The organism is Rhizobium sp. L51/94, from assembly GCF_019355555.1.
Classification (GTDB): domain Bacteria; phylum Pseudomonadota; class Alphaproteobacteria; order Rhizobiales; family Rhizobiaceae; genus Rhizobium; species Rhizobium rhododendri.
The window spans coordinates 2,576,339-2,593,545 of the sequence record NZ_CP072141.1 but is presented as its reverse complement, the minus strand read 5'-3'; the positions used below and the strand labels follow the sequence as shown (position 1 = coordinate 2,593,545).

Genomic DNA, 17,207 nt, shown 5'->3' with positions numbered 1-17,207 from the left:
GCCCGATAGGCAAAATCTGTTCTGATACAAATCTTAAAAGCAACGTGAATTTTACAAAATTGGCTGGGGAACCTGGATTCGAACCAAGATTAACGGAGTCAGAGTCCGTCGTTCTACCGTTGAACTATTCCCCAATAGAGATCCCTGTGGCATGCCTCAGGTCTTCGCCGGTGCGTCGTCATATAAAGGATTCTCTTGGCGATGCAACCCCCTGCCGGCGGGTGTTTTGGCTTAGTGCGCATTTTTATCGGCTGGCGTGGCGAGGCTGTTGTTTCTTCTTGCAAAAACCGCTCTGACGGGATGCGCTTGGGCTGCATCTGGGTGGCGAACGCGATTGCCCCCTGCCCTTGGCGCCGTTAATCTGCCGGCTCCGCACACCCGGATCGAAACCAAAGAAGCAGATGTTTCATGGCCGCCAAGACGACGTTGAATGCGAAGAACCTCGAGGCGCTCGGCGCCGGGCGGCTGTCCGAATTGCTGATCGAGATCAGCATGGGCAACGCGGCGCACAAGCGGCGGCTTCGCCTGGAGCTGGCGGGTGCGCAGAGCACGGCCGAGGTGGCGCGCGAGGTGCGCAAGCGGCTGTCGTCCATCGACCGGGCGAAAACCTACATCGACTGGCGCAAGATCAAGGCCCTTAAGAGCGACCTCGAAACGCAGCGTACGATGATTTCAGGCACCATCGCCGATGGCGATCCTGACGAGGCGATGGACCTTTTGTGGCGCTTTCTCGAGCTAGCCGGTTCAATCTTTGCGCGATGCGACGACAGCAATGGGGTGATCATCGGCAGTTTTCATGCTGCTTGCGTCGATCTCGGCACCATCGCCCCAAGCGCTTCCCACCACAAGAGGCTGCCGGAACAGGTATTTGGCGCGATCAGGCGCAACGAGTATGGCGAATGCGATCCGCTGATCCCGGCGCTTGCACCGGCGTTGGGGCAGACCGGGCTGGCGCAACTCAAGAAGCTTCTGGACGGATGGCAGCAGGAGCAGCTCGAGGTGCCCAAAGACCGCGTCGCCATCGGCTGGGGCATGAGCGGGCCGATTTATGCCGACGAGATCGAGGCCCGCCATCGGGACTCCGCCGTCCGCATCGCGCTGCAGCAGATCGCCGATGCCGAGGGGGACGTCGATGCCTTTGTCCGTCAGCACAGTGAAAAGTCGCAGACCGTGCCTGCCATTGCCGCCGATATTGCCGCGCGGCTGCTTGCGGCCGGGCGGGCGGCGGAAGCGCTAGAGGCGCTCGACAAGGCGCCGCCGACGGGACGCCCCGCGCTGGATATCGAGTGGCAGCATTTGCGCATCGAGACGCTGGAGGCGCTCGACCGCAAGGCGGAGGCGCAAGCTTTTCGCTGGCAGTGTTTCGAGCGGAACCTGAGCGTCGAACACCTGAAGGCGTTCATCAAGCGCCTGCCGGATTTCGACGATATCGAGGCCGAGGAAAAGGCCTTCGCCTATGTGGCCGACTTCGAGGATGTCCATACGGCGCTGATGTTTTACGAGGGATGGCCGGCGCCGGCGGAAGCGGCAAAGCTCGTGCTTGCCCGCGCTGGGGAGATCGACGGCGACCTCTACGAGATCCTGGCCAAAGCTGCCGACTGGCTGCAGGAAAAACAACCGCTGGCGGCCACCATCCTGTTGCGGGCGATGATCGACTTCTCGCTGGAGGGCGGCCGCTCCAGCCGCTATCGCCACGCCGCCCGGCACCTTGCCACCTGCGCAATGCTCGCAAGCCATATCGCCGATTTTGGGGCGTTCCCGGATCATGCTGTCTATGTCGCGGCGCTGAAGCGAAGGCATGGCAAGAAGCATGGTTTCTGGAGCGCTGTCGGGTAAAGCGTAGTTAGCCGGAAGCCGCCTCGCCCGCCGGCAAAGTCTTGGCCAATTGCAGATAAGGAAAAGGCGGGGTTATGGCCCCGCCTTTCGTCGATATCATATCTGGATGGCTTTTAGTGGCTGTCTTTGCCGACCGCATTGCCGCGACAGCCCTTGAGGAAGTCGAGATCGGCGCCGGTATCGGCACCTTCGACATGCTGCTGGTGCAGGAAGGCGTAGCCGGACGTTGGCAAGTCGTGGTTCGGCTGCCATGCGGCCAGCCGCTCTGCCAGTTCCGCCTCGGAAATGTCGAGATGCAGGCGCCGGTTGGGCACGTCCAACTCGATCATATCGCCATTCTTCACGACAGCCAGCGGGCCGCCGACAGCGGCTTCCGGCGATGTGTGAAGCACGACGGTACCGTAGGCAGTGCCGGACATGCGAGCGTCCGAGATGCGGACCATGTCGGTGATGCCCTTTTTCAGCACCTTCGGCGGCAGGCCCATGTTGCCGACCTCGGCCATGCCGGGATATCCCTTCGGGCCGCAGTTCTTCATGACCATGACGCAGGTCTCGTCGATATCGAGCGTGTCGTCGTTGATCTTCGCCTTGTAGTCGTCGATATCCTCGAACACGACAGCCCGACCGCGGTGGACGAGCAGATGCGGCGAAGCAGCGGATGGCTTCAATACCGCGCCCTTGGGAGCCAGGTTGCCGCGCACGACGACGATACCGCCAGACTGGGTCAGCGCCTTGTCGGCCGGCAGGATGACGTCCTCGTTCCAGTTGACAACGTCCTTGACCTCGTTCCAGATCGTCTCGCCCGAGACGGTCAGCGCGTCCTTGTGCAGCAGGCCCGCTTCGCCGAGGCGCTTCAGAACGACAGGCAGACCGCCGGCGTAGAAGAACTCCTCCATGAGGTACTTGCCCGACGGCATCAGGTTGACGATGGTCGGTACGTCGCGGCCGCAACGGTCCCAGTCGTCCAGCGAAAGATCGATACCAACACGACCGGCCATGGCAAGCAGGTGGATGACGGCATTGGTGGAGCCGCCGATGGCCGCATTGGTGCGGATGGCGTTCTCGAAGGCTTCCTTGGTCATGATGTCGGAAGGCTTCAGGTCGTCCTTGACCATCTCGACGATGCGGCGGCCTGTCAGCTGCGCCATCACCTTGCGGCGGCTGTCTACGCCGGGGATCGCGGCGTTGCCCGACAGCGCCATGCCGAGGGCTTCGGCCATCGACGCCATGGTCGAGGCGGTGCCCATGGTGTTGCAGGTTCCGGAAGAACGGCTCATCGACGCTTCTGCCTCGAGGAACTCCTCCTGCGTCATCTCGCCGGCCTTCACCATCTCGGAGAACTTCCAGAGATGGGTGCCCGAGCCGACGCGCTCGCCACGGAAATAGCCGTTCAGCATCGGGCCGCCGGTGACGACGATCGACGGCAGGTCGACGGAAGCGGCTGCCATGATCAGCGACGGCGTTGTCTTGTCGCAGCCGACGAGCAGCACGCAGCCGTCCATCGGCTGGCCACGGATGGTTTCCTCGATCGCCAGTGCAGCGAGGTTGCGGTACATCATCGCGGTCGGGCGGAAGGTGTTTTCGGAAGCCGAGAATACCGGCACTTCCATCGGGAAGCCGCCGGCCTCCCAGACACCGGCCTTCACCTTCTCCGCGAGCTCGCGAAGGTGGCCGTTGCACGGGGTCATGTCCGACCAGGTGTTGAGGATGCCGATGACCGGCCGTCCGTCAAACAGGTCGTGCGGATAGCCCTGGTTCTTCATCCAGCCACGGTGGTAGATCACGTCACGGCTGGTGCCGCCGTACCACTCCTGCGATCTCAACCGGCGCGGCCATTCTGCTTTCTTGTGCATGTCACATCGTCCTTGGGGGCGTTCCGGATCATCCCTCTCGGGCCGGAGCATAAGTCTCTAGAGCTGGCGAACCGTCACGTCTGTTTCCGCGGCTACGGCGAGCGGATTGCGCAGTGGCAGGCCGAAATCCGCAACCTCGATCTCGAAAACATCGCCGGCCTGTGGCTTGATACCGTCCGCAAACGACAGCGTCGCCGTGCCGAACATGTGGACGTGAACGTCGCCGGGGGCGCGGAACAGGCCGTACTTGAAGTGATGATATTCGAGATTGGCGAAGGTGTGCGACATGTTCGCTTCGCCCGACAGGAAAGGCTTTTCGAAAATGACCTTGCCATCGCGGGTGATTTTCGACGTGCCCCTGATATCGTCGGGCGCAGCGCCGATGCGGATTTCCGGGCCGAAACTGGCGGGCCGCAGCTTGGAATGCGCGAGGTAGAGGTAGTTGATCCGCTCCGTCACGTGATCGGAGAATTCGTTCGACAGCGCAAAGCCGATGCGGAACGGCGTGCCGTCTTTGCCGATGACATAGATGCCGGCCATTTCAGGCTCTTCACCGCCGTCGAGCGCGAAAGAGGGCGAGACCAAGGGTGCGCCGGGGGCTGCGGCCTCGTTGCCGTTGCCCTTGTAGAACCACTCGGGCTGGACACCCTTTTCGCCGTTCTTCGGCTTGCCGTTCTCAAGGCCCATGCGGAACATCTTCATGGAATCGGTGAGGGTTTCCTCAGCCTCTTCGGATGTCTTCTTGTGCATGGAATCGCGGGTGGCAGCCGAACCCAGATGGGTAAGGCCCGTGCCTGTCAGGTGCAGGTGGGCAGCGTCCGGATGCGTGATTGGCGGCAGGAACCTGCCTTCGGCATAGGCTTTGTCGAGGTCGACAGTCTCACCCAGCCCATGGGCGGCGATGACTTCGGAGAGTGATTTTCCACCATCCGCAGCCTCGATCGCGAGCGCATAGACGCTGGCGGCACCCTTGACGGCCTTGGCGGTTTCGCCCGGTTCGTTGCGGACGGCGACTGTTATCGCGCCGTCTGCACCTTTGATCTGGGAAATGAGCACGGACCTTGTCCTTCTATCTGGAAGGCGGAAGCGACTAGCCCGCGTGGCACGCCCTTAAGGAAAGAGCCCGCGAAAATCGCTCGCCTGACTGCAAATGGGAACCGATCGCCAGAGGCGATCAGCCCTTGTTCTTGTTGTAGACGTCGAAGAAGACGGCAGCGAGAAGCACCAGTCCCTTGACCATCTGCTGGAAGTCGATGCCGAGACCGACGATCGACATGCCGTTGTTCATGACGCCCATGATGAACGCGCCGATGACAGCACCGGTGATCTTGCCGACGCCGCCGGACGCCGAGGCACCGCCGATGAAGCAGGCCGCGATGACGTCAAGCTCGTTGCCGACGCCGGCCTTCGGCGTTGCCGAATTCAGGCGGGTGGCGACGATCATGCCGGCGAGACCTGCAAGCGCACCCATGTTGACAAATGTGAAGAAGCTCAGGCGCTCGGTGTTGATGCCCGAAAGCTTCGTCGCCTTCTCGTTTCCGCCCATGGCATAGACGCGACGACCGATGGTCGTCTGGCGGGTGATGAAGGCGTAGGCTGCAATCAGGATGACCATGATGATCAGGACGTTCGGCAGGCCCTTGTCGGACGACAGCTGGTAGCCGAGGAACAGCAGGGCGCCGCAGATGATCAGGTTCTGGATGAGGAAGAAGCTCATCGGCTCGACGTCGATGCCGTGGTTCTCGTTGGTCTTCCGGCGACGCCACGCCATGATGAAGAGGAGCAGCGGCATGACGATCGACAGGATGATCGAGGTCGAGTGAAGACCGTAGACGAGCCCGCTGATGTCGATGAAATCGGGGATGAAGCCGGTGCTGATCAGCTGGAAGTCCTTCGGGAAAGGCCCGATGTTCTTGCCGCCGAGGACGAACAACGTCAGGCCGCGGAAGACAAGCATACCGGCCAGCGTGACGATGAACGACGGTATCTTGTGATAGGCGATGAAGTAGCCCTGGGCCGCCCCGATGACACCGCCGACGACCAGGCAAAGCAGGGCCGCAAGGATGAAGTTCATCTGGTATTGCACGGTCAGGATACCGGCGATGGCGCCGACGAAGCCGACGATCGAGCCGACGGAAAGGTCGATATGACCGGCAACGATGACGAGAAGCATGCCCAGCGCCATGATGACGATGAACGAGTTCTGCAGCACGAGGTTCGTCAGGTTGACCGGCTTGAACAGGATACCGCCTGTGTAGAACTGGAAGAACACCATGATCGCCACGAGAACGATCAGCATGCCATATTCACGAATATTGCCGCGGATGTAATCGACGGCGGAAATCACGTGGCTTTCCTCAGCGGCGGGGGGGTTAACAGGAGTCATTATTTCTTCTCCCCAGAGCGCATGATAGCGCGCATGATGGTTTCCTGGCTTGCCTCTTCCTTGGACAATTCAGCGACGATGCGTCCTTCGTTCATGACGTAGATGCGGTCGCAAGTCCCAAGCAGTTCGGGCATTTCCGATGATATCATCAGAACGCCCTTCCCGTCGGCAGCCAGCTGGTTGATGATGCTGTAGATTTCGTATTTAGCGCCGACGTCGATACCACGCGTCGGCTCGTCGAGGATCAGGACTTCAGGATCCGAGAACAGCCACTTGGAAAGGACGACCTTCTGCTGGTTGCCGCCCGAAAGATTGACGGCCTCCTGGAAGATGCCGGAGCTGCGGATGCGCAGCTTGGAGCGGAAGTCGGTGGCGACGTCCGATTCCTTGTGGCTGTCGATGACGGTCGCCTTGGAGATGCCGGCAAGGTTGGCCAGCGAGGTGTTGTGCATGATGCTGTCGTTCAGCACCAGGCCCAGATGCTTGCGGTCTTCCGTCACGTAGGCGAGACCGGCGTCGATCGCCTTGCGCACGGTGCTGACATCGACGGGCTTGCCGTCCATCAGCACTTCGCCGGTAATCTTGTGGCCGTAGGATTTGCCAAAGACGCTCATGGCGAACTCGGTGCGCCCTGCCCCCATCAGGCCGGCAATACCGACCACTTCGCCCCTGCGGACGTTGACATTTATGTCGTGGAGAACCTGGCGGTCGCGGTGGTGCTGGTGGAAGGCGTTCCAGTTCTTGACTTCCAGAACCGTCTCGCCGATCGGCACGGAGCGCGGCGGATAGCGGTCAGCCAGTTCGCGGCCCACCATGTTCTTGATGATGATGTCTTCGCTGATCTCTTCCTCGTGACAGTTCAGCGTCTTCACGGTCATCCCGTCGCGCAGGACGGTGATCTGGTCGGCCACCTTGCGCACTTCGTTGAGCTTGTGCGTGATGATGATCGAGGTGATGCCCTGGTTGCGGAACTCGATCAGGAGATTGAGCAGGGCGTCGGAATCTTTTTCGTTGAGCGAGGCCGTCGGCTCGTCGAGGATCAGCAGCTTCACGCTCTTCGACAGCGCCTTGGCGATTTCGACCAGTTGCTGCTTGCCCACGCCGATGTTGGTCACGAGGGTTTCCGGCGACTCTTTCAATCCAACCTTGTCGAGCAGCTTGCGGGTGCGTGAAAAAGCTTCCTGCCAGCGAATGACACCGTTGGTCGCAACCTCGTTGCCGAGGAAAATGTTTTCGGCGATCGACAGAAGCGGCACCAGTGCCAGCTCCTGGTGAATGATGATGATGCCGATGGCTTCACTGTCCTTGATGACCTTGAAGTTACGTACATCGCCTTCGTATACGATATCGCCATCGTATGTGCCGGCCGGATAGACGCCGGATAGAACTTTCATGAGGGTCGACTTGCCGGCCCCGTTTTCGCCCACCAGTGCGTGGATCTCACCTTGCCGAACCTTGAGGTTCACATTCTCAAGCGCCTTGACGCCCGGGAACGTCTTGGTGATGTCCCGCATCTCTAGGATAATATTGTCCATAATCAAAATCCAACGCCGGGAGTCGTGACTGACGCGACGATCATAAATGCGAAGTCCGGAACCCGCAATCTGCGGGTTCCGGTGGTTTTCATTGCTTACTTAAGCTGTTCAGCCTTGTAGTAGCCGCTGTCGATCAGGACCTTCTGGTAGGTGTCCTTGGTGACGACGACTGGCTTCAGCAGGTAGGAAGGAACGACCTTGACGCCGTTGTCGTAGGTCTTGGTATCGTTGACTTCAGGTGTGCCGCCGGTAGCAACTGCGGTGACCATGGCAACGGTGACCTTGGCGAGGTCGCGGGTGTCCTTGAAGATCGAAGAATACTGTTCGCCAGCAATGATCGACTTGATCGAAGGAATTTCGCAATCCTGGCCGCTGACGATTGGCAGCTTGAGGGTGCCCGAGCCGTAGCCGACGCCCTTGAGCGACGAGATGATGCCGATCGACAGGCCGTCGTAAGGCGACAGGACTGCGTCGACGTGAGCGTCGGTGTAGTAGGCCGACAGGAGGTTATCCATGCGGGCCTGGGCCGTTGCCGGATCCCAACGCAGCGTACCGACCTTGTCCATGCCAACCTGACCGGACTTCACGACGAGCTTGCCGCTGTCGATGTAAGGCTGAAGAACCGACATTGCGCCATCATAGAAGAAGAAGGCGTTGTTGTCGTCCGGCGAACCGCCGAAGAGCTCGATGTTGAACGGGCCCTTGCCGTCCTTGAGGCCGAGGCCGTCAACGATGGTGCCAGCCTGGAGAACGCCGACCTGGAAGTTGTCGAAGGTAGCGTAGTAGTCGACGTTGGCCGAGTCGCGGATCAGGCGGTCATAGGCGATAACCTTGATACCGGCGTCATGGGCCTTCTGCAGAACGTCCGACAGGGTCGTGCCGTCGATCGAAGCGACGACGAGAACCTTGGCACCCTTGGTGACCATGTTCTCGATCTGCGAAAGCTGGTTAGGAATATCGTCGTCAGCATACTGCAGGTCGGTCGTGAAACCAGCAGCCTGAAGCTGCTTGACGATGTTGTTGCCGTCATCGATCCAGCGCGCCGAAGACTTCGTTGGCATAGCGATACCAACCAGACCCTTGTCGGCAGCCATGGCTGGCATGACAAATGTTGCAACACCGAAGGCCGCTGCGGCCATCAATGAGATAATGGATTTCATTGCTCTCTCCCGTTTTTTAAAAATTTGGCGTACGCAAAAGCGCCCACCCCGAAACTGTGGCAGGTTCCGTTGATTGGATATTACTTCAATATCAATACGAAGTACGTCTCCTCCACGATCCCACACGTGTCATGCTGCTCCCAGCACGGCGGCAAACTGGAATCAATTCGTATAACTGTCAAATAGAATAACTGGCGTACAATATGATGATTTTGGTATAATGGTAAAAAGTACTACTTTTTGGCCCCGTAAGCAGGAAAAATGCCACCATGGAGAACATACACAACGATTATTCTCGTGATGGTATAGAAATTCACACAGATAATTTTCGTGACGACAGCCTCCTGCGCAACGGATTGAAGATGAATCATCTGCGGATGATTGTCATGATCGAGGATCACGGACAGATATCCGCCGCAGCCGAATCCATGAATATCTCTCAACCTGCAGCTTCGCGCATGTTGTCGGAGATGGAAGCGATCGCCAAGACATCTCTCTACCAGCGCGTTGCCCGTGGCGTGGAACTGACGCCGTTCGGCCTGGCGCTTGCCAAGCGGGCCCGCAAGATCCTGCTGGAACTGCGGGAGGCCAGCCGCGAGATTGCCGAGTTGCGTACCGGCAAGGGTGGGTCCGTGCATCTCGGTGCGGTGGCAGCTCCGGCCATCAGTCTGGTGGTCCCGGCGATACAGCGGGTGACAGAGGCCTATCCCGGCATCGAAATCAATATCCAGGTCGACAACAGCAACGTTCTCGCCCGCGAATTGCTGGCAGCACGCCACGACTTCATCATCAGCCGCATTCCGGACGAACTGAACCCGCGGCTGTTCACCGCCCACCAGATCGGCATCGAGAAGGCCTGCCTGATTGTACGCAAGGGGCATCCATTGCTCAAAAAGGGCGTCGTCGGGCTTGCGGATCTCACCGGCCAGGACTGGGTGTTCCAGCCGCCGGGTACGCTGCTGCGCCGCAGGCTCGAGGATATCTTCATCTCCGCCGGCGTGGCGTTGCCGGAGAATATCGTCAACACGTCGTCGGTGGTCCTGACCCTTGCCGTCGTCTGCAAGACAGATGCGATTTCGCCGATCGCTCTCGACATGGCCGATTTCATCTGCGGCCAGAGTTCTCACGCAGGCGAGGCCTGCATCCTGCCGATCGATTTCGCCATAGATGTGAAGCCCTACAGCCTCATCACGGCGCGCGAGCGTGCCCTGCCACCCAGCGCCCTGCTGCTCTATGACATGATCCTGCAGGAAAGCCGGCGCGCTGCAATCTGACCGACCAGCCAGACACCACTTTCGCGTCGTAGGCTTTACGGATTGGGAGACATCATGCTGTTTGGACAATCCATATTTCAATCCGTTCTCGACCGTCTCGACGCCGAGGATGAAGAAGCAGTTTTCGCTCAGCCGGCTTCGGCGCACCGAATTCAAGGCCTGAATTCCAGCTTCGCGGCTGATGTGCGGGATGGCGTGTCCGTATCCGAGGCGCGACCTGACCAGGCCTATCTCGACAACCTCGGGCCCGAACGAGAACCGCTCGCGCCTGAGGCGCCGTCCACTGCAACGCAAGACATAGAGCCGGAGGAATGCGCCGCACCGGTGATGCCGGTCCACCTGGCGCGTATCCTGCCGCAGGAGGTTGCTGCGGAACTTGGAATTTCGGCTGCGGACACGCTGCAGACGCTCAACGACAAGCGCCGCAGTTTTGCCAAGGCCAACCATCCCGACAGCGTCAACCCGCTGTTCAAGGAACAGGCGACGACGCGCATGAAAATCGCCAACCTGCTGATCGACGAGGCACTGCGCCGCATCGAGATCCGCGCCAGACTTTTCAAATAGATTAGGCTTTCAGACAGATCAGGCTTCTGGACCTGCATCGTCACGCGGCGGCGGCGGTGCGATTTCTTCCGGCGTGGGCGTATAGTTCAACAGCAGAACCCACGCAGCATAGGCACCTACGGCACCGATGGCCATGCTCCAGATCGGCTCACCGAAGGTTGCCTCGATGATTGCCCACCCAAGGCACAGGGCGACGATGCCGATGCGCACGTAGATTGGGCGGTAGAATCGATGGCTCGGGTCGATCATTTTCATGAGGCTGTTGTCCGCTTGTTTGTTCGGCACCGTCCATAAGCTGAATTTCGCGATTGTGAAACCCCGGGCGCTTGACGACGGCACAGGAAGATGGAATGAAAATTCCAGAATGAGACCAAGACGGTTTATTTGTTCCGAATCTGGGAGGATGGAAAATGACGGTAAGATTTGGCCTGCTCGGCGCCGGCCGTATCGGCAAGGTTCACGCCAAGGCAGTCAGCGCCAACGGTGATGCGAAACTGGTAGCGGTAGCCGATCCCTTTGCGGCCGCAGCCAATGCGATAGCTTCGGCCTATGGCTGCGAGGTTCGCACCATCGACACGATCGAATCGTCAGCAGATATCGACGCAGTGGTCATCTGCACCCCGACAGATACACACGCAGACCTGATCGAACGTTTTGCCCGCGCTGGCAAGGCTGTCTTCTGCGAGAAGCCGATCGACCTCGATACCGCCCGGGTCGAGGCGTGCATCGACGTCGTCGCAAAGACCAAGGGAAAGCTTATGGTCGGCTTCAATCGCCGCTTCGATCCGCATTTCATGGCCGTGCGCAAGGCGATCGACGATGGAAAGATCGGCGACGTCGAGATGGTGACGATCACCTCCCGCGATCCCGGTGCGCCGCCCGTCGACTACATCAAGCGCTCTGGCGGCATTTTTCGCGACATGACCATTCATGATTTCGACATGGCGCGGTTCCTGCTCGGCGAAGAGCCGGTGTCCGTCAGCGCCACGGCCGCAGTGTTGATCGACAAGGCAATTGGCGTCGCCGGAGATTACGACAGCGTGTCGGTGCTGCTGCAGACGGCGTCCGGCAAGCAGGCGATGATCTCGAATTCGCGCCGTGCTACATACGGCTACGACCAGCGCATCGAAATCCACGGCTCGAAGGGTATGGTAGCCGCTGAAAACCAGCGCCCCTTCTCCATCGAGGTCGCCAATGGCGACGGATATACCCGTCCGCCGCTGCATGATTTCTTCATGACGCGCTATACGGAAGCCTATGCCAACGAGATTGCCGCCTTCATCAGCGCCGTCGAGAAAGGCACCGACATCAGCCCGTCCGGCGCCGATGGCCTCGCCGCGCTGAAACTTGCCGACGCGGCAGTGCGCTCGGTCAAGGAAGGCAAATTGATTTCCGTCGCCTGAGATTATCCGCTCAAGCTATCGATCGACGCCGGGCCACTATCCGGCGTCGATATATTGGGGTGCCTACCCCGCCCGATCCTTGATCTCGACATCGGCAATCGCCCGCAATGCAACGATGTCGCCGTCTATCGCATCCAGCGCCCGGCGCAGATGGCCCTCGAAGACCAGCGCCTGTTCGTCTGCCATGATCCTCATTTCCGGCAGGCCTCCCATGCGAACGATCTGCGACTGCCGCAAACCCTCCTCCATACCCTCCTGCAATAGATCGACGTATCGCGTTCCCGGACCCGTCAGCACGATAGGCATCTGCTCGTAAAGGCTGAGCACCCGCGACAGGCCATTGCCGAGCACCAGGCCTGCCTGGTGAAAGGCAAAGCGGTTGCGACGATTTCCCTGCCGGGCGCTGGCTGCGATCTTGTCGAGTTCGGCGACCGGTACGAACTTGGCCGGAATGGTGTCGAGCGGCACGGCAAAGGCATTGCGCAGGATGGCGTAGAAACCCGCATAGGCCTCGATGCAGCCGCGCGACCCGCAGCGACAGAGGCCGCCATTCGGCTCATGCAGCATATGGCCGAAATTAGGTGCCGCGACCTCGCGGTCGCCATTGGCGGTGCGCCTGACGATGCCGAGCCCGATGCTGTGGCCAAGCGACAGGGCTGCCAGCGTCTCGAAACCCCGGCCCTGCTCCTCGCGCTGTCCGGCGGCATCGGCCACCAGCAGCGTCTCGTTACCGAGAATGATCTTCGCCGGCCAATCGTTTCCGAGAACTGCGGCAAAGTCGATCTGTTCCTCCCCGAAGATTGGCGACCAGCGCAGCACCGGCTCAAGACCGTCTACCAGGCCCTTGCTGCTGATCGAGATGACGAGCACGTCCTGCGGCGCAATCTTCGAGCGGGCGACAATTCTGGATAACCCTGCCCTTATGGATTCGACGAATCGGGCAATGCCCGTTCCGTCCTGCGACCGGCCTTCGGAAAATCGATCGAGCAAGGTGCCGGCATAATCCACCAACGAATATTGAACCGCATCCGACGAGATGATGAGCACCACCAGATAGCCGCAGTCGCGGCGCTGGGCAAAGGCCACGCGCGGCCGGCCGCGGCCGCCAGCCAGCTGCTGCTCGGTCTTGACGATGATCTGGGCACGCTCGAGATCGGCGGTGATTGCCGAGATCGTGCCGGACGACAAGGTCGTGTGATCCGAGAGCTCCGTGTGAGCCAGCGGCCCGTGGCGGCGCAGTGCCCTGAGCACCATGACGCTGTTGCGCCGGCGCACCCACTCGGCACTGGACTTGCCTTGCATCAGGTGTCTCTCCCCTCTGCCTGTCCGCGGCGCCTGACGAACCTGCGGTTGGATTTTCGTTACCGACAAAACCCTGTCGTGCAGTGTTGACAGCCTTAAAATTCTCTGACACTTAATTTCTCGACTGTCGAGAAAAAAGGAGTTTTTTCGACAGCACATTCGCGGCGGCCGGGCGGGAGCTCTAGAGGTGCGTGCGGTCGCGCTTCACTCGGGAGGGTATTATGAAAACTTTTGTTAGGCTCGCCGCTGGCGCAGCCCTAGTTTTGACGATGCAGACGACCGCCTTCGCCAAGGATCTCGTCGTCGGCGTTTCCTGGTCGAACTTTCAGGAAGAACGCTGGAAGACCGACGAAGCCGCAATCAAGAAGGCACTGGCCGCAGCGGGCGCCAAGTACATTTCGGCAGATGCCCAGTCTTCTGCTTCCAAGCAGTTGACCGACGTCGAATCGCTGATTTCGCAGGGTGCCACGGCGTTGATCGTGCTTGCCCAGGACAGCGACGCCATCGGCCCGGCAATCGAGAAAGCCGCAGACGAGGGTATTCCAGTGGTCGGCTACGACCGACTCATCGAAAATCCGGCTGCTTTCTACATCACCTTCGACAACAAGGAAGTCGGCCGCATGCAGGCCCGCGACGTGTTGAAGGTCAAGCCTGAAGGCAATTACGTCTTCATCAAGGGCTCTTCTTCCGATCCGAACGCAGACTTCCTGTTTGCAGGCCAGAAGGAAGTCCTCAAGGCTGCCATGGATGCCGGCAAGATCAAGAATGTCGGCGAAGCCTATACCGATGGCTGGCTGCCGCAGAATGCACAGCGCAACATGGAGCAGATCCTGACCGCCAACAACAACAAGGTTGACGCGGTCGTTGCCTCCAACGACGGCACTGCAGGCGGCGCCGTTGCTGCGCTCGACGCACAAGGCCTTGCCGGTTCCGTGCCTGTATCCGGCCAGGATGCCGACAAGGCGGCCCTCAACCGCATCGCGCTCGGCACCCAGACCGTTTCCGTCTGGAAAGACTCCCGCGAACTCGGCAAGCGCGCCGCTGAAATCGCTCTCGATCTCGCCGGGGGCAAGAAAATGACCGAAATCAAGGGCGTCCAGAGCTTCAACGGTGGTCCGAAGCATGTCGAAATGCAGTCGGTCTTCCTGACGCCTGTCGCCATCACCAAGGATAACCTCAACGTCGTCATCGACGCTGGCTGGATTTCCAAGGCCGAAGCCTGCCAGGGCGTCAAGGCCGGTGCCGTTGCTGCCTGCAAGTAACCGCTGACCCAATTGCAAGTGAGGCGCCGCCCGATATCCGGTGCGGCGCCGATCGCCACCGGCGTGGCCATGTCTGCAAGGACGCTATGGCCACTGCCGCAACGCTTGCGTCACTGAGGTCGTCACCGCGCGTGCCGGCACCTATGCCGAGAGATTGTCCATCCATCGGCCGGGGACGCATATTCGAGAACAGCGCCAGACTTATGCCAGTGAAACGCAAAGTGTCGACGGTCTGCGCTCAACAGTGGAGAACGGCAGAGCAATGGCCGACATGACCCAGTCCACAACATCGGGCGGTGCGCGCGCCACGGAGACCAATGCGCTCACGCGCTTCCTGCGTGCCACCGAGATCGATACCCGCATGCTCGGCATGGTCGGCGCCCTGCTGATCATCTGGGTCGGCTTCGACCTCTATACCGGGCACCTGTTCCTAACCCCGCGCAACCTCTGGAACCTCTCTGTCCAGACCTGCGAGATCGCCGTCCTGGCGACCGGCATGGTTCTGGTCATCGTCACCCGCAATATCGACCTTTCCGTCGGCTCCCTGCTCGGCTTCGTCGCCATGATCATGGGTGTCGTCCAGGCAAAATGGCTGCCGACCTATCTCGGCTTTGACAGCCACTGGACATGGGTCATCGCGCTGATATGCGGACTGGCTGCCGGCGCCCTGATCGGGCTCCTGCAGGGTATCATCATCGCCTTCCTCGGCGTTCCCTCGTTCATCGTCACGCTCGGCGGCTTTCTCGCCTGGCGCGGGCTTGCCTGGTATGTCACGTCAGGCCAGACCGTGGCGCCTCTCGATGCCACTTTCCGGATCATGGGCGGCGGCGCGGAAGGCTCCATCGGCGCCACCTGGAGCTGGGTCATCGGCATCGTCGCCTGCCTGATGATCGTCGTCGGCATCGCCGGCTCGCGGCGCCAACGCAAGCGCTTCAACTTTCCCAGGCGCCCCGTCTGGGCCGAATATTTCCTCGCCATCCTCGGCTCGGCCATGGTGCTGGGCACGATCTATGTCTTCACCATCTATTACTGGCCGGTCGGTATCGCCAAGAAATACGCCAACGACCACGGCATCGCCTGGCCTGACGGCGGCCTCGATATCCCCTACGGTATTGCAGTCCCCGTCCTGATTGCCGTCGCCGCCGGGATCATCATGACGTTCATCGCCACGCGGCTACGTTTCGGTCGCTATGTGTTTGCCATCGGCGGCAATCCGGAAGCAGCCGAACTCGCCGGCATCAAGACGCGCTGGGTCACGGTGAAGATATTCACGCTAATGGGCTTTCTCGCCGCCGTCGCCGCCGCGATCTCGACCGCCCGGCTGAATGCCGCCGCCAACTCGCAGGGCACGACCTATGAGCTCTACACCATCGCTGCGGCCGTCATCGGCGGCACGTCGCTCGCCGGCGGTACCGGCACGGTGGCCGGCGCCATGCTCGGCGCCCTCGTCATGCAGTCGCTGCAGTCGGGCATGGGGCTCGCCAATGTCGATACCCCCATCCAGAACGTCGTCGTCGGCGTCGTGCTGGTGATCGCCGTCTGGCTCGACACCGTCTATCGCTCGCGGGCCAAGTAAGAGGAATTCCAGCTATGACGGATCACAACACTCCGCTTGTGGAACTGAAGAACATTTCCATTTCCTTCGGCGGCATACACGCGGTCGACAACGCCTCGATCGATCTCTACCCCGGCGAGGTCGTCGCCCTCCTCGGCCACAACGGCGCCGGCAAGTCGACGCTGATCAAGATCCTGTCCGGCGCCTACAAGCGCGACAGCGGCGACATCCTGATCAACGGCGAGACCGTCGACATCCGCACGCCCCGCGACGCCAAGAAATTCGGCATCGAGACGATCTACCAGACGCTCGCGGTCGCCGACAATGTCGATGCGGCCGCCAATCTCTATCTGGGTCGCGAGTTGCAGACCCGCTGGGGCACGCTCGACGACGTGGCGATGGAGGCCTCGGCGCGCGAGGTGATGGGCCGGCTGAACCCCAACTTCAAGCGCTTCAAGGAACCGGTCAAGGCGCTCTCCGGTGGCCAGCGGCAGTCGGTGGCGATCGCGCGGGCTATCCTCTTCAACGCGCGCATCCTCATCATGGACGAGCCGACGGCGGCCCTTGGCCCGCAAGAGACGGCGCAGGTGGGCGAACTGATCAAGCAACTGAAAAAGGAAGGCATCGGTATCTTCCTCATCAGCCACGACATCCACGATGTCTTCGATCTCGCCGACCGCGTCTCCGTCATGAAGAACGGCCAGGTGGTGGGCCATGCCCGTACAGAGGATGTCACCAAGGACGAGGTGCTCGGCATGATCATCCTCGGCAAGGTGCCGCCCAAGGCCACTCCAGGCCCCGGCGCCATGAAGACGGCGTAATCGCCACGCTTGAAAGCATAAGGCCGCGAACCAAAACTTCGCGGCCTTTTCTTTTGCGGAAAACTGTTGGCGTCGTTGACAGCTTTTCCGCATTTTCCGCATTGATGCCTGACGCGACCTGGGCTATGAACCTGCCATCGGACAGGCGGTAAGCCCCGCCCTCGGCATGCACCCGTAGCTCAGCTGGATAGAGTGTTGGATTCCGATTCCAAAGGTCACAGGTTCGAATCCTGTCGGGTGCGCCATCTCCTAATTT

14 protein-coding genes and 2 tRNA genes are annotated in these 17,207 nt (G+C 60.5%); 8 read left to right on the top strand and 8 right to left on the bottom strand.

The window, feature by feature from the left end; translation table 11 throughout:
• Positions 1-60: 60 nt before the first annotated feature.
• Positions 61-134: transfer RNA gene (locus J5274_RS12765), tRNA-Gln, on the bottom strand.
• Between the two features lie 274 nt (positions 135-408).
• Between J5274_RS12765 and J5274_RS12760 the strand changes: the two genes are divergently transcribed.
• Positions 409-1,836, top strand: a complete 1,428-nt coding sequence (locus J5274_RS12760) for a DUF6880 family protein (RefSeq protein WP_142822697.1) — start codon at positions 409-411, stop codon at positions 1,834-1,836.
• A gap of 113 nt (positions 1,837-1,949) precedes the next feature.
• Here J5274_RS12760 and araD read toward each other — a convergent pair whose 3' ends face one another.
• From araD to chvE, 5 genes are all read right to left on the bottom strand, one after another.
• Positions 1,950-3,689, bottom strand: coding sequence for an L-arabinonate dehydratase (gene araD, locus J5274_RS12755; RefSeq protein WP_142822696.1), 1,740 nt, complete (start codon positions 3,687-3,689; stop codon positions 1,950-1,952).
• A 57-nt stretch (positions 3,690-3,746) separates the two neighbouring features.
• Entirely contained in the window at positions 3,747-4,745 is a 999-nt protein-coding gene (gene araD1, locus J5274_RS12750) for an AraD1 family protein (RefSeq protein ID WP_142822695.1), read from the bottom strand.
• A gap of 118 nt (positions 4,746-4,863) precedes the next feature.
• Positions 4,864-6,075: a multiple monosaccharide ABC transporter permease gene (mmsB, locus tag J5274_RS12745; protein ID WP_219274619.1), complete on the bottom strand. Its 1,212-nt coding sequence runs from the start codon at positions 6,073-6,075 to the stop codon at positions 4,864-4,866.
• A complete protein-coding gene (mmsA, locus tag J5274_RS12740) occupies positions 6,075-7,610 on the bottom strand; it encodes a multiple monosaccharide ABC transporter ATP-binding protein (RefSeq protein ID WP_142822693.1) in 1,536 nt (511 codons plus the stop codon). Before mmsA ends, mmsB begins: the two co-directional genes overlap by 1 nt.
• A 95-nt stretch (positions 7,611-7,705) precedes the next feature.
• Positions 7,706-8,770, bottom strand: a complete 1,065-nt coding sequence (gene chvE / locus J5274_RS12735; RefSeq protein WP_142822692.1) for a multiple monosaccharide ABC transporter substrate-binding protein — start codon at positions 8,768-8,770, stop codon at positions 7,706-7,708.
• Between the two features lie 269 nt (positions 8,771-9,039).
• Here chvE and J5274_RS12730 point away from each other — a divergent pair, with 269 nt between their 5' ends.
• A complete protein-coding gene (locus tag J5274_RS12730) occupies positions 9,040-10,044 on the top strand; it encodes a LysR family transcriptional regulator (RefSeq protein WP_142822691.1) in 1,005 nt (334 codons plus the stop codon).
• A gap of 54 nt (positions 10,045-10,098) precedes the next feature.
• Positions 10,099-10,608, top strand: a complete 510-nt coding sequence (locus tag J5274_RS12725; RefSeq protein ID WP_142828839.1) for a hypothetical protein — start codon at positions 10,099-10,101, stop codon at positions 10,606-10,608.
• Positions 10,609-10,626: 18 nt separating this feature from the next.
• Here the strand turns inward: J5274_RS12725 and J5274_RS12720 are convergent, their stop codons facing one another.
• Positions 10,627-10,863 carry a hypothetical protein gene (locus tag J5274_RS12720; RefSeq protein ID WP_142822689.1) on the bottom strand — a complete coding sequence of 79 codons (237 nt, stop codon included), beginning with the start codon at positions 10,861-10,863 and terminating at the stop codon, positions 10,627-10,629.
• Positions 10,864-11,018: 155 nt separating this feature from the next.
• Between J5274_RS12720 and iolG the strand changes: the two genes are divergently transcribed.
• A complete protein-coding gene (gene iolG, locus J5274_RS12715; RefSeq protein ID WP_142822688.1) occupies positions 11,019-12,011 on the top strand; it encodes an inositol 2-dehydrogenase in 993 nt (330 codons plus the stop codon).
• Positions 12,012-12,074: 63 nt separating this feature from the next.
• On the opposite strand, the gene J5274_RS12710 is transcribed toward iolG, so the two are convergent.
• The gene (locus tag J5274_RS12710; RefSeq protein WP_142822687.1) at positions 12,075-13,313 is read right to left on the bottom strand and encodes an ROK family protein; all 1,239 of its coding nucleotides are present in this window, start codon (positions 13,311-13,313) and stop codon (positions 12,075-12,077) included.
• Between the two features lie 221 nt (positions 13,314-13,534).
• Between J5274_RS12710 and xylF the strand changes: the two genes are divergently transcribed.
• From xylF to J5274_RS12690, 4 genes are all read left to right on the top strand, one after another.
• Positions 13,535-14,575, top strand: a complete 1,041-nt coding sequence (gene xylF / locus J5274_RS12705) for a D-xylose ABC transporter substrate-binding protein (RefSeq protein WP_142822686.1) — start codon at positions 13,535-13,537, stop codon at positions 14,573-14,575.
• A gap of 262 nt (positions 14,576-14,837) precedes the next feature.
• Complete coding sequence (locus tag J5274_RS12700) at positions 14,838-16,151, top strand: sugar ABC transporter permease (RefSeq protein ID WP_142822685.1); 1,314 nt, start codon at positions 14,838-14,840, stop codon at positions 16,149-16,151.
• A gap of 14 nt (positions 16,152-16,165) precedes the next feature.
• Positions 16,166-16,951: an ATP-binding cassette domain-containing protein gene (locus J5274_RS12695; protein ID WP_142822684.1), complete on the top strand. Its 786-nt coding sequence runs from the start codon at positions 16,166-16,168 to the stop codon at positions 16,949-16,951.
• A gap of 168 nt (positions 16,952-17,119) precedes the next feature.
• A tRNA-Arg gene (locus J5274_RS12690) sits at positions 17,120-17,196 on the top strand.
• Positions 17,197-17,207 lie beyond the last annotated feature (11 nt).

Bases quoted from the DNA above. Each gene is read 5' to 3' on its own strand.
- J5274_RS12760 (WP_142822697.1), top strand. From the start codon at position 409: ATGGCCGCCAAGACGACGTTGAATGCGAAGAACCTCGAGGCGCTCGGC.
- araD (WP_142822696.1), bottom strand. From the start codon at position 3,689: ATGCACAAGAAAGCAGAATGGCCGCGCCGGTTGAGATCGCAGGAGTGG.
- mmsB (WP_219274619.1), bottom strand. From the start codon at position 6,075: ATGACTCCTGTTAACCCCCCCGCCGCTGAGGAAAGCCACGTGATTTCC.
- mmsA (WP_142822693.1), bottom strand. From the start codon at position 7,610: ATGGACAATATTATCCTAGAGATGCGGGACATCACCAAGACGTTCCCG.
- chvE (WP_142822692.1), bottom strand. From the start codon at position 8,770: ATGAAATCCATTATCTCATTGATGGCCGCAGCGGCCTTCGGTGTTGCA.
- J5274_RS12730 (WP_142822691.1), top strand. From the start codon at position 9,040: ATGGAGAACATACACAACGATTATTCTCGTGATGGTATAGAAATTCAC.
- J5274_RS12725 (WP_142828839.1), top strand. From the start codon at position 10,099: ATGCTGTTTGGACAATCCATATTTCAATCCGTTCTCGACCGTCTCGAC.
- J5274_RS12720 (WP_142822689.1), bottom strand. From the start codon at position 10,863: ATGAAAATGATCGACCCGAGCCATCGATTCTACCGCCCAATCTACGTG.
- iolG (WP_142822688.1), top strand. From the start codon at position 11,019: ATGACGGTAAGATTTGGCCTGCTCGGCGCCGGCCGTATCGGCAAGGTT.
- J5274_RS12710 (WP_142822687.1), bottom strand. From the start codon at position 13,313: ATGCAAGGCAAGTCCAGTGCCGAGTGGGTGCGCCGGCGCAACAGCGTC.
- xylF (WP_142822686.1), top strand. From the start codon at position 13,535: ATGAAAACTTTTGTTAGGCTCGCCGCTGGCGCAGCCCTAGTTTTGACG.
- J5274_RS12700 (WP_142822685.1), top strand. From the start codon at position 14,838: ATGGCCGACATGACCCAGTCCACAACATCGGGCGGTGCGCGCGCCACG.
- J5274_RS12695 (WP_142822684.1), top strand. From the start codon at position 16,166: ATGACGGATCACAACACTCCGCTTGTGGAACTGAAGAACATTTCCATT.